At 41.6% G+C, this 11,525-nt stretch carries 12 protein-coding genes, 1 pseudogene and 1 other annotated feature; of the genes and pseudogenes, 2 read left to right on the top strand and 11 right to left on the bottom strand.

Features of this window, described 5'->3' with window-relative positions; translation table 11 throughout:
* Positions 1-236: 236 nt before the first annotated feature.
* From B9P78_RS04010 to B9P78_RS04020, 3 genes are all read right to left on the bottom strand, one after another.
* Positions 237-1,046 (bottom strand): aldo/keto reductase, encoded by an 810-nt coding sequence (locus B9P78_RS04010; RefSeq protein WP_094518249.1) that lies wholly within the window; start codon positions 1,044-1,046, stop codon positions 237-239.
* Between the two features lie 12 nt (positions 1,047-1,058).
* Complete coding sequence (locus B9P78_RS04015; RefSeq protein ID WP_094518250.1) at positions 1,059-1,442, bottom strand: OsmC family protein; 384 nt, start codon at positions 1,440-1,442, stop codon at positions 1,059-1,061.
* A 106-nt stretch (positions 1,443-1,548) separates the two neighbouring features.
* Positions 1,549-2,337, bottom strand: a complete 789-nt coding sequence (locus B9P78_RS04020; RefSeq protein ID WP_094518251.1) for a carbon-nitrogen family hydrolase — start codon at positions 2,335-2,337, stop codon at positions 1,549-1,551.
* A 310-nt stretch (positions 2,338-2,647) separates the two neighbouring features.
* On the opposite strand from B9P78_RS04020, the pseudogene B9P78_RS04025 reads away from it, so the two are divergent.
* Positions 2,648-4,203, top strand: a pseudogene (locus B9P78_RS04025) (metal ABC transporter solute-binding protein, Zn/Mn family).
* Between the two features lie 108 nt (positions 4,204-4,311).
* Here the strand turns inward: B9P78_RS04025 and B9P78_RS04030 are convergent.
* The gene (locus B9P78_RS04030; RefSeq protein ID WP_094518252.1) at positions 4,312-4,773 is read right to left on the bottom strand and encodes a glutathione peroxidase; all 462 of its coding nucleotides are present in this window, start codon (positions 4,771-4,773) and stop codon (positions 4,312-4,314) included.
* Between the two features lie 218 nt (positions 4,774-4,991).
* On the opposite strand from B9P78_RS04030, the gene B9P78_RS04035 reads away from it, so the two are divergent.
* Positions 4,992-5,714, top strand: a complete 723-nt coding sequence (locus tag B9P78_RS04035; RefSeq protein ID WP_094518253.1) for a GntR family transcriptional regulator — start codon at positions 4,992-4,994, stop codon at positions 5,712-5,714.
* Positions 5,715-5,889: 175 nt separating this feature from the next.
* On the opposite strand, the gene B9P78_RS04040 is transcribed toward B9P78_RS04035, so the two are convergent.
* From B9P78_RS04040 to B9P78_RS04065, 7 genes are all read right to left on the bottom strand, one after another.
* The gene (locus B9P78_RS04040; RefSeq protein ID WP_094518254.1) at positions 5,890-7,194 is read right to left on the bottom strand and encodes an SLC13 family permease; all 1,305 of its coding nucleotides are present in this window, start codon (positions 7,192-7,194) and stop codon (positions 5,890-5,892) included.
* 60 nt (positions 7,195-7,254) lie between these two features.
* Positions 7,255-8,154, bottom strand: a complete 900-nt coding sequence (locus B9P78_RS04045; protein WP_199445728.1) for an oxaloacetate decarboxylase — start codon at positions 8,152-8,154, stop codon at positions 7,255-7,257.
* Positions 8,141-8,890, bottom strand: a complete 750-nt coding sequence (locus B9P78_RS04050) for an isocitrate lyase/phosphoenolpyruvate mutase family protein (protein ID WP_094518255.1) — start codon at positions 8,888-8,890, stop codon at positions 8,141-8,143. The genes B9P78_RS04045 and B9P78_RS04050 overlap by 14 nt, the downstream gene beginning before the upstream one ends.
* A gap of 127 nt (positions 8,891-9,017) precedes the next feature.
* Positions 9,018-9,282 (bottom strand) — a binding site (T-box leader).
* A gap of 117 nt (positions 9,283-9,399) precedes the next feature.
* A complete protein-coding gene (locus tag B9P78_RS10660) occupies positions 9,400-9,573 on the bottom strand; it encodes a phosphoribosyl-ATP pyrophosphatase (protein ID WP_369824335.1) in 174 nt (57 codons plus the stop codon).
* Positions 9,561-10,037, bottom strand: a complete 477-nt coding sequence (gene hisIE, locus B9P78_RS04055) for a bifunctional phosphoribosyl-AMP cyclohydrolase/phosphoribosyl-ATP diphosphatase HisIE (protein ID WP_369824336.1) — start codon at positions 10,035-10,037, stop codon at positions 9,561-9,563. Before hisIE ends, B9P78_RS10660 begins: the two co-directional genes overlap by 13 nt.
* Positions 10,030-10,788, bottom strand: a complete 759-nt coding sequence (hisF, locus tag B9P78_RS04060) for an imidazole glycerol phosphate synthase subunit HisF (protein ID WP_094518256.1) — start codon at positions 10,786-10,788, stop codon at positions 10,030-10,032. The genes hisIE and hisF overlap by 8 nt, the downstream gene beginning before the upstream one ends.
* Positions 10,789-10,790: 2 nt before the next feature.
* Positions 10,791-11,489, bottom strand: a complete 699-nt coding sequence (locus B9P78_RS04065; protein ID WP_094518257.1) for a HisA/HisF-related TIM barrel protein — start codon at positions 11,487-11,489, stop codon at positions 10,791-10,793.
* Between the last annotated feature and the right edge of the window lie 36 nt (positions 11,490-11,525).

The raw sequence follows: 11,525 nt of genomic DNA on the forward strand, positions 1-11,525 counted from the left end.
AACGCAAAAAAACTCCCCCTTAAAGTAGATTTTACTTTTTTAAGTGTCTACTTAGGGGAGCATATCAAATTTAAATCATAGATTTTTGTCCTTACAGTCCTCTAATCTGTTCCCATGATATATTTCAATCAAAATTTATAAGAATTTTTCAAAGTAAAAGGCGTACACAACTCTTTTTAAGAATTGTGTACGCCTTTTTAGAGGCCTTTTGTCCTAGCCTCTTCCTATCAAAAATATTATAAAGCAGCGATTTTTTCTTTGTCCGCTTCTGATAAGGCAAAGTCAAAGACATTGAAATTATCAGCTTGACGACCTGCATTGTGTGATTTAGGAATCACAATTACACCGCGTTCAATTAGATAGCGTAAGACTACTTGTCCCCAAGTTTTGCCGTATTGGTCGCCAATTTCAGTTAAGACCGCACGACTTGCGTCATCAGTCCCCTTCATTGGACCCCAGGCTGTAGGGATAACATCATTTTCTAAGCTGTAAGCAATAATCTCGTCATTCCATTTGCCAACATGCGATTCCACTTGGTTGACCATTGGTTGGATGCGTGCGTTGTCAATGATGATATCCAATTGATCTGGATCAAAGTTAGATACACCAATAGCCTTGATTTTGCCGTCATTGTAGGCATTTTCCAACGCATACCATGTTTGTAACATTTCATTTTCATCATCCCAAGGGTGGTGAATTAAATATAGGTCGATGTAGTCAGTATCTAAGGCTTCAAGCGAAGCATTTAGTGAAGCTTCTACTTTTTCCGCCGTACCAGCATGTTCTAGGTCCCCAGGAATTTTAGACGTGATGAAAAATGCTTCTCTTGGGATACCTGACTCTTTGATTGCCTTACCAACGACTGATTCATTACGGTAAGCAATCGCCGTATCGATTGAACGATAACCAGCCTTAATTGCAGCAAGTAATTCAGTCGTATCATCATTGATATCGCCGAAATAATCACCATTTACCTTACCAAAAGTGTTGGTACCAGTACCTAAAACGGGCATTTCAACCCCATTATTTAACGTTACAAATTCCATAAAACGCTCCTTCTATTGAAAAACTACTTGTTCAGTCACAACGATATTCGGATCAATACTTTGAACTACCGGGCAATACTTATGAATCATCTTCGTCGCACGTTCCGCACGACCACGGTCCTCCTCAGGCACTGTCACATGGATTGTAATTTCAATCGCCGTTACCGGTCTTGGTGCCTCCTCAGCGCGATCAAAATCAATCGTCACATCATGAATTTCATGTTCAATTTTGGAATTCACCAAAATATCACGATAGACACCAGATGAACAAGCCGCAACCGATAAGACAAACGTATTCAAAGGCGAAAAACCATTCGTCTTATCTAACGCCCAATTATGTCCCTGCTCATTCACTGCCTCAGGACCAAACTCAGTCATATTTAAATGCAAAGTCATTATGCTACCCCTTTTCTTGTGGCAAAAATACACCACTCATTCTCTCTTCATTCTATTATAGAAAAGATTCCGCACAAATACTATTGATTCGCCTATCCACCAACTACTAGATTGTATAAATATCCGGGCGACGGTCATTAAAGACATTAATCTTCGAACGAATGCCATCAATTACATCAAAATCAATCTCGCCCACTTTGATTTCATTATCATCATCCGGCTCCACAACATATGAACCCCAAGGATCAACAATTACCGAGTGTCCGCCATACACATCGCCTGTGGGATTTACTAATCCAATACTATTCACCGCCACCACATACATTTGGTTTTCAATAGCACGTGCACGATTCAAAACATCCCAGTGGACATTACGCGTTGCTGGCCATGCTGCTGGTACAAATACCACCTGGGCATCGGCCAAAGCCAGTTCACGCACCCATTCAGGAAAACGTAAATCATAACAGGTAACCACGCCACAAGTAACGCCGTCTAATTCGAAAGTAACAGATTCCGTGCCCGCTTTAAAATAATCATTCTCGCCAGCGGGTGAGAATAAGTGTGCCTTGTCATACGCGGCAATTTTTGAGCCTTCGCGGTCATACACATATACCGTATTAAATAAGTCGTTTCCTCTGATATTTGCCACAGATCCGCCGACAATATTCACGTGATTGCTTTTTGCAAAAGTACTTAGGAGCGCACGTGTTTCTTTGCCGTCTATATCAGCGATTTCATGGACGTTTTCAGGTAAAAACGAGGTATTCCACAGTTCGGGTAGGACGATGACGTCTGGGTTCGCCAAAGCCGCCTCCGTCAAGGCATCTTGGATGATTTGCATGTTTCTAGCCACTTGACCTTGAATCAAAGCGGTTTGAACGATAGCCACCTTCATGTAATTCACTCCTTTGTTTTTCTAATCTTATTATAATTTATTTCAAAAAAAATGAAAACTTTATTCACCTAAAATACAACTATTTTGCGCTTATATGATTACATGAATCATATTTCATGTAAAAAAGCCTTGACCCCGGCCAAACTTACATGCTAAATTAGCTTTTGTTAAATCGTAATCATTACGCTTTATGTTTTTGAAGAAGTAAACCCCGCCTCTAGCTAAGGCACTTTGTGGTTTATTGGGTACCCTTTACGCTTCTTATGCAACAGCAAATTACATGAAGGAGAGGTAAAGAAAAATGAATAAAATGTTTCGTAAAGTAGCGGTTCTTTTGGCTAGTATCGGCTTACTTGCCGCCTGCACTAGTCTAAATGAAGCGCCAAGTTTAAAATCGTCCACAAGTAAATTACAAATCGCCACAACGATCTATCCTGTCTATGAATTTACCAAAGAAATTGTTGGGAACACGGCCGATGTCAAATTGCTCCTGCCTGCCGGAACCGAAGCACATGACTATGAACCATCTGCCAAAACACTCGCCGAGCTGAACCAAGTGGACAGCCTCATTTACCACAACGAAAATATGGAAACTTGGGTGAGTGATACGGCAGAGAGCTTGAATTCAGATGTCAATGTTATCAAGGGCACAAAAGATATGGTTTTACTGCCAGGAGAGGAAGATGCGCATGAGTATACATCTGGAGAGACGACCGACCATGAAAGTCACGAGGCCACAGCCATACCTATGATCCACACACTTGGTCATCGCCTCATCGTGCCATTCTGGAAGTGACTTCCATTGCCAAGCAATTGAAGTCCTTATACCCAGATAAGGCTGATATTTTCCAAGCCAATGCAGATGCCTATATCAAAGAACTGACAGCCTTAGATCAAGCCTATACCGAAGCCCTATCCGATGCTAGCCGTACCGATTTCGTTACTGCCCACACGGCGTTCAAATATCTAGCTGTCGATTATGGCCTAAATCAAATTGGTATTGCCGGTTTAACCCCTCACGCCGAACCTTCAGCAGACCGTTTAGCACAATTAGCCGATTATGTGGAAGAGAACAACATTTCATATATTTACTATGAAGAGGCCAGCTCTGACAAACTAGCCAAGACCTTAGCTGAAGAAGTTGGTGTCAAAACCGCTGTTCTCAATCCTTTAGAGAACTTGACTCAGGAGGCCATCCGGAAAGGTGCCAACTATATCTCAGTCATGGAAGATAATCTTGCAGCACTACAATTGACGACCAACTCACCTGCACCAAAAGAGGCAACTAGCCAATCCAAACCAGCTAGCCAGTCTGAGCCAGTCGAAAAAACAGTTTATAACGGTTACTTCAATGATGCCGATGTGAAAGACCGCAGTTTAGCTGATTATGCTGGCGAGTGGCAATCTATTTATCCCTATCTAGAAGACGGGACACTCGACCAAGTCTTCGACTACAAAGCCAAACTTAAGGGTGATATGACAAGCAAAGAATACAAAGACTACTACACAACTGGCTATCAAACTGACATCACTCACATCAATATCGACAAGAATCGTATTGAATTTATTAGCGATGGTCAAAGTAAAAAATACGCTTACAAATATGTAGGCTACAAAATCTTAACCTACGCCAAGGGTAACCGTGGCGTTCGTTACCTATTTGAAAGTACTGATCCAGATGCTGACGTATACAAATACGTCCAATTCTCCGACCATAATATTGCGCCTGTCAAAAATGGCCACTATCATATTTACTGGGGCGGCGAAAGCCATGAGGCCCTACTTGAAGAATTTGACCATTGGCCTACATACTACCCAGCAAACATGACGGGTATCACAATTGCGCAAGAAATGATGGCCCACTAAATAATCACGCAAGCAAATGTGTTTCGGGGATAGAAATTACGCACCTATAAGCAATGCACGTAGACAACAAAAAACACCCAGCGCAACACTGGATGTCCTTTTCACTGATTAAAGATATGCTTGAATAGATGTTTCGATATCAACTGGTTCCGTCGTCGGTGCAAAACGTTTTACGAAATTGCCCTCACGATCAACTAAAAACTTGGTATAGTTCCATTTCACGACACCATTACCCGAAGCATCCTTCAAGTATGTAAATAGAGGATCGGTTTTGGGACCATTCACCGCAACCTTATCAAACATGGGGAATGATGTGCCAAATTTCATCGCACACGCTTGGGCAGCGCCCTTCCCATCTTGCGGTTCCTGTAAAAATGAATTCGATGGAAAACCGAGTACCTTAAAACCTTGGTCTTGATATTTTTGGTACAGGTCCTCAAGCCCTTCCAATTGTGGTGCCAATCCACACTTGGTCGCCGTGTTCACAATCAATAATAAGTCCCCTTGAAATTCGGACATTGCTACTTGTTCACCGGCTGCATTTGTCACATTATATTCGTAAACTGTCATATCTGTACTCCTTTATGTGGCCATTAGGTGCATGACTTCACTTGTTACTAAGAATGATACGCTTCTTAGTCAAAATTGCCAATTAAATTACCTTCTCAGTCAACAAATGAGATACTCATATTATATGGTGTAAAGAAAATGTGTACCCTAACAATTTGTATTTGTAAGTGTTTTCATGTTATAATAGGCCAAATACATAAAGGGAGGTTTATGATATTATGGCAAAATATGAAGAAGTAGCAGGCGACCTAGTCCGCTACATACATGACCACGAACTGGAGGCTGACGATAAATTACCCAGCATCCAGGAAATGGTTGATTATTATAAAGTGAGTAAAAATACTGTCCTATCCGCATTAAACGACCTTGAGCGACAAGGCTTAATTTATCAAGTGCGCGGTTCTGGGGTCTATGTACGAGGCAATACCCGCAAAGGTTACATTAACCTCTTGAATATTGGTGGCTTTAATTCCACCCTCAGTCAATTCAAAATTGAATCAAAAATATTAACCCTAGAATTAGTTGAACCTAACGCGGAGGCCATCGAAAATTTAAAAATCGAACACCCCGATAAAACAAAAGTTTATCATGTTGTTCGTATCCGTTACATCGAGGGACGGCCATTCGGTATTGAAGAATCCTATTTTGACAAAGACATTATCCCTTATTTAAGTGAAGATATTGCTTCTGCCTCAATCTTTGATTACATCACCGAAGACCTGGAAATTCCCATCGGTTATGGTGACCACTTTTTACGCGTGGGCAAATTAAAAGCAGACGAAGCTGAACACCTACACTTAAATGTCGGTGATCCAACCTTGCGCGCGGAATCCATCTTCCACCTGCACAATGGCAAACCCTTCGACTACTCCAAAATTACCTACCATTATGAAGAAACCCAGTTCTTCATTCAAGGAACCAACTATCAATACCGTTACTAATATATATAGAAGAAAACGCGGCTGAGATCAGAATCTCAACCGCGTTTTTTATCTACTGACATGATGGTATCCTTGCTTGAAAGCTAGTTCTGGGGAGAAAGGTAGACAAGCAACAATCTTTTTTATTAGGATACGCTATCATGAATCCGCGTTAGTTAAAGGATCAACGCATCACTTACATCCCATGAATAATCGACAAGAATAGCGCGGTTAATGCGGCTGAACCTACCGTAAAAGGTGTTACTTTAAATAACAAGGTATTATAAAGTTTTTTCTGATCTGCCCCGTCATAACCTGAAGAAGCTAATAACAATGAGCCTCCATCAGAGAAAGGCGTAACCGTTGCTGCAAAACCACCGATGATAATACAGATGGCCATAATTGCAGGGTTCCAACCGGTTGCTAGGAACAAAGCTGGTAAAGTCGTGAAGAATAACGGTGCGATAACCCCGATTGTCGAAGAGAAGATAGACATACAACCACATAATAAAGCAATCGTAACAGGAATAACTGGTGTCGGTACATAAGCAATCAGCTGAGCCAGAGTTTCCGTGATACCCACTTGTGTCCCAACGCCAATCAATAATGAAATCCCACAAGTCATCCAAATAACTGACCATGGTGTACGATTTAATACGGTTGGTCCATCCGCTAATTTCAAAATATAGGCGATTAAACCAAACACAATACCCATTAGTCCAAGATTCAAGGACTCATTAATATTTGCGATGAAGGCAATATTACCGTTCGTAAAGTTGTCTGCGATTGGGAAAAAGAGCAATAGCCCAATAAAAATACTCATTAGTGTAATCGTACGTTTTTGCATCTTGTTAAATGGCGCTGGTTCTTTTAACACAACATGCTTATAGGCATCATTCTTACGATCTAAGAACATTAAGAATAATAACAATAAGATAGGATAAATAGTTGATGCTAAGAATAACTCCCACGCAATATTACCTGCATTATCAGCAAAACCAGTAGTTGCAATCAATCCTTGTACAATCGCCCCAAGCGGACCGAATGGGAACAAACCACCAGCAAGCGCCCCTTCGATTACAGCGATGGAAATAATGCGCGTGTCTAAATTGTTTTCTTTAGCAATATTCAAGGCTAAGAAGCCAACGATTGGAACAGCACCCCAGATTGAACCACCTAGACCTGAAATCAAGGCTGATGCTAAGAAGAAACCAAAGGGCAACCAGAATAAGTGGTTACGAAAAGCATAGATCAAGTGGCGGCCGATAATTTCAAGCGTGCCGTTTTCATTTGCAAAATTGAAGAAGAAAGACACCCCAAAGATTACCATGAATAATTCCACTGGCCACAAGGCAAAAATTTCATCCGGACTGAGGCCGATGATAAATGAACCTATGAGGTAAGCAAAGACAACCCCTATAATCCCCGCATTGACTTCGAATTTTTCACCTAAAAAGATAGCTAAGATAATAGCGCCTATAATTAACAACATGTAATTCATCTATTTCCCTCATTTCTGAATGATATTTTTTGTATCGTCTATATTCCTGAATTCAACTCGCTACATAAATTGCAGCATGTTTTCAGGTGCATATTTTTGGTCTAGCGCATTCACGTCATCAAGACCAATAAATTCGTTAAATTCGCCGAAGGTAATCATTTTATCTTGATAGGATGCTGTAGTTCCTTCATCTAATAACGTTTGTAACATCTCTTTTTCGGTATAGGCTTGTGCGTATGTCAAAGCTGTTGGGTAAACGATAATATTGAAACCCAGTTTTTCTAGTTCTTCGGTTTTGGTCAGTGGTGTTAGACCACCTTCAATCATATTGGCCATCATATAGGTATCTGGGAAGGCCTCGTGGATGGTTTCAAATTCTTCAAAACTACGAGGTGCTTCAATGAAAATCAAGTCAGCACCAGCTGCTTTATAGCGGCGGCTACGTTCAATCGCTTCGGCTAAATCGTATACTGTTCTAGCATCCGTCCGTGACATAATTAAAAAGTCTGGATTCTTACGCGCTGCAACAGCTGTTTTGATCTTAGCTTCTAGCGTTTCTGTTGGTTCTACCTGTTTACCAGCCATGTGACCACAGCGTTTGGGCCAAACTTGGTCTTCAATGAAGATGCCGGCTGCACCGATAGCCTCGTAATTTTCAACCGTACGACGGACATTAGCTAAATCGCCGTATCCGGTGTCTGCATCTGCGAAAACGGGGATGTTCACGGCATTGATAATGTCGCGGGTTCTTTCCAGGGACTTACCAAAATCGGTTACCCCTCTGTCCGGCATTGCGAAGGCCGAGGCACTGGTTGCATATCCGGCTGAGAATACTGCGTCGAAGCCAAGTTTTTCAGCAATTTTAGCGGCTAGCGCATCCGGTGCTACCGGTAACATGAGGGCTTTTCCTGAATAAATATGGTCTTTAAATTGCTTACGCATGCGGTCATTTTTCAGCATAGGTTAATTCCTCCTCTAATAGTGTTTGGATTGCAGTTTTCAAAGCTTTGTCAGCTTGATCATCCAGGTAGCCAAGATCTAGGTACCCATAGAAATTATCGTGATCAATACGGGTTGGTTTCTGGTTGGGTTTCAAAGTTGCCAACAAGGGTAATGGCAACTCTTCGGCTAAAAGTGTGTGTAAATCTTCATCGGTATAGTGGTCTAAAATGATAGCCGATGCCCCAGCATTCGCTGCATATTGGGCGCGATTATAAAAACCGTCAATACCGTAACTATGCAAGCCCTCAAGGCGAGCCCAAATTTGAATATCTGGATTTTCAATGCCATCGAGTGCTGCACGGATCTTACCGATAAAGTCTTGCGCTGTAGTTGTTTCTGGTTGATCAGTATGATGCGCTGGATAGATTTGATCGCTCAAAAGCATAATATCTGCACCAGATCGTTCCAATTCCTTGGCCGCATAGTAAGCATTCAGAGGATTACCGAACCCGGACTGTAAATCCAGAATGAGTGGTTGTTGTTTTTTTAAGCTCAGGCTAAAGGCATAATTTTTGTATTCCGTGATGGATAGCAAGCCTTGGTCGCCTTCCGCAATCAGATGGTCAGTGGTTAATTGACCAGAAAGAAAGATTGCTGGTGCTTGGCTTTGGCTTAAAAGCTTGAAGCTATGGCCATCCCCACACGCTGGGATAATTGCAGTGGTTAGCTGCTGTAAGTCTTTGAGTAAGGTCATCAATTTTCCTCCTAATATGGTTGTGCTTGCGACTAGTGACAAATGGATTTAGTCTTATCTTTATTGTGCCTAGTTGCTTGAAATTTTTTATCGTTGTAAATAAAAAAAGCACCCTCTGACTGTGAAGTCAAAGGACGCTTCTGCGCGGTACCACCTTTAATTTTTCTGATAATTGGTTAGAAAATCAGACTCAGGTCGACGGGAATTACTTCCGATCAACTGGCTTTATAACGGTAGCACCCGGTAAACACTCAACCGCCCTCTTTACAGAGGATGGATCGCACCTACAGCTCAAAGTCTACTTTTCAACGAGTCTCTGTCATACCTTCTCAACAATCGGTACTTTCTGTGCACAAAACATCTCGTTTACTTCTACTTCTCATCGCATCAACTTGTTTTATTTACTGACCCTAGTATATAAAGTTTTATGATAAGTGTCAACACTATTTTTCATTTAATTTTAATACTCACTCATGTTAAACTCATAAAACATGCTATTTGAGTTATTTTTAGTAGTTTTTAATTTCTTTTCGCACTGAATAATCGTGACTTTGGCCATGACGTTGACCCAACACAGCCTCCACTTCTTCCAAAGCTATCCCTTGATTTTGTAATAGCACGAATAAGTGGTACAGAAGATCCGACGTCTCATTCAATAATTCTGCTTTACTTAGACCAGCCACCTGATTTTTGCTGCAATGACCACTTCCGTCATTTCCTCGCCACATTTTTTCAGGATTTTATCTAAACCTTCAGTAACCAAATAATTGGTATAGGAACCTTCCATAGGATTGGCAATCTTATCCCCAATGGTGCGTTCCAGGACGTTCAAGTTAAAATAATCATCCCCAAAACATGAATTGGTGCCTAAATGACAGGTGGGACCAGCTGGATTAACCTGCAATAGCAAGGTATCGTTATCGCAGTCTTCTTCGATTTTCACGACATACTGCACGTTACCGGATGTTTCGCCCTTTTGCCACAAGCGACCCTTGGACCGTGAGTAAAACCATGCGACACCTTCCTTGACCGTTAAATCATAAGCCTCTCGGTTCATATAGCCCATCATCAAGACTTGTTTGGTATTGGCGTTTTGCAAAATTGCTGGCACTAGACCACCATTCTTGTCAAAATCAATATTAGGCATTTGCTACTTCAATCCCTTCATTGGCTAGCGCAGTCTTCAATTCGCTAACGGTTACTTCTTTTTTGTGGAAAATAGAAGCCGCTAAACCAGCTTCGATGTTTGTTTCTTCAAATAATTCAATGAAATCACCAATTGAACCCGCACCACCGGAAGCGATGATTGGAATATTAACCGCTTCACTTGCAAATTTTAAGAATGGAATGTCGAAACCTGTGTAGGCACCATCTGTATCAATTGAGGTAATCAGTAAAGCACCTGCTCCCCGCGCTTCACATTCTTGACACCATGCTAATGCATCCACATCTTCTTGGGTTTGTCCGGCATTCGTATATAAGAAGTAGCCTTCTTTTTCTTCATCATAAGCCATATCCACCGCAATCGTTATTTTGTCAGAACCATATGCAGCAACAGCTTCGTTAATAAAATCTGGATTCTTAGCGGCTGCTGAGTTGATACCAACTTTGCTGGCACCTGCGTCTAAAGCATCTTGGATATCTTGTAAAGTTGCAATACCACCACCAACTGTTAGTGGAATATCAATGACTGCCACAACTTGACGGATCATCTCAGTACGTAAAGCGTGTCCCTCCGATGTTTTCGTAATATCTAGAATGACCAATTCATCTGCACCATCATCAGAATAACCTTTGGCGAATTCAACTGGGTCCCCCAATTCTTTCACGTTCACAAAGTTTACGCCTTTTACCAATTTACCGTCTTTCGTATCTAAACATGGGATAATTTTTTTCATTTTTATAGTCCTTTCCAAAATGCAGGATCCTGAGCAGCCTTGCCCACAATCGCTTGTCCAATACCAACAGCTTCAAGTGCGTCCAAATCATGTCGACTCCGCACCCCACCACTTGCAATCACATCATGGTGGGTAATCTCTTGCAACTTACCTGTCCGTTCTACATTTGGTCCTTGCTGCATCCCATCTTTATAGATATCCGTATAAATAATACCTGCAATGGGCAAATCTTCAATTTCCGCTACGTATTCATTAATCTGGCGACCAGAATTTTCCTTCCAACCATTAATATAAATATCTTCATCCTTACAATCGATACCGACAAAAATACGATTGGGATACAAAGCAACCATCTCCGTCAACCAAGGCACATCCATGATGGCTCTTGACCCCAGAATAAAATAATCAATGCCTAACTTATCGTAGCTCTCAAGCGTTTCCTGATCACGTAAGCCACCACCCAATTCCAAGGGCAGCTGACTCACTGCCTTAATCTCGCTAATCGTCGATGTTTCCATCGCCATTTGCTCAGCCGCCCCAATCAAATCCACCACATGAATCCGGCGCACTTGTGGAAATTGGCTATAATACGTCACCGCCTCCGTCACCGACATCGGCATGTCAATCTGCTGCTGATAATCGCCCTGACTCAGGCGCACACTCTTACCGCCAATCAAATCAATCGCTGGAATAATGTCCATGCCCTAGCTCCTTTACTATTCTTGTATAAAATGCAT

It is taken from the genome of Aerococcus sp. 1KP-2016, assembly GCF_002252085.1.
Classification (GTDB): domain Bacteria; phylum Bacillota; class Bacilli; order Lactobacillales; family Aerococcaceae; genus Aerococcus.

Excerpts from the sequence above, each read along its gene's own strand:
- B9P78_RS04010 (WP_094518249.1), bottom strand. The coding sequence starts at position 1,046 with ATGGAATTTGTAACGTTAAATAATGGGGTTGAAATGCCCGTTTTAGGT.
- B9P78_RS04015 (WP_094518250.1), bottom strand. The coding sequence starts at position 1,442 with ATGACTTTGCATTTAAATATGACTGAGTTTGGTCCTGAGGCAGTGAAT.
- B9P78_RS04020 (WP_094518251.1), bottom strand. The coding sequence starts at position 2,337 with ATGAAGGTGGCTATCGTTCAAACCGCTTTGATTCAAGGTCAAGTGGCT.
- B9P78_RS04030 (WP_094518252.1), bottom strand. The coding sequence starts at position 4,773 with ATGACAGTTTACGAATATAATGTGACAAATGCAGCCGGTGAACAAGTA.
- B9P78_RS04035 (WP_094518253.1), top strand. The coding sequence starts at position 4,992 with ATGGCAAAATATGAAGAAGTAGCAGGCGACCTAGTCCGCTACATACAT.
- B9P78_RS04040 (WP_094518254.1), bottom strand. The coding sequence starts at position 7,194 with ATGAATTACATGTTGTTAATTATAGGCGCTATTATCTTAGCTATCTTT.
- B9P78_RS04045 (WP_199445728.1), bottom strand. The coding sequence starts at position 8,154 with ATGCTGAAAAATGACCGCATGCGTAAGCAATTTAAAGACCATATTTAT.
- B9P78_RS04050 (WP_094518255.1), bottom strand. The coding sequence starts at position 8,890 with ATGACCTTACTCAAAGACTTACAGCAGCTAACCACTGCAATTATCCCA.
- hisIE (WP_369824336.1), bottom strand. The coding sequence starts at position 10,037 with ATGCCTAATATTGATTTTGACAAGAATGGTGGTCTAGTGCCAGCAATT.
- hisF (WP_094518256.1), bottom strand. The coding sequence starts at position 10,788 with ATGAAAAAAATTATCCCATGTTTAGATACGAAAGACGGTAAATTGGTA.
- B9P78_RS04065 (WP_094518257.1), bottom strand. The coding sequence starts at position 11,489 with ATGGACATTATTCCAGCGATTGATTTGATTGGCGGTAAGAGTGTGCGC.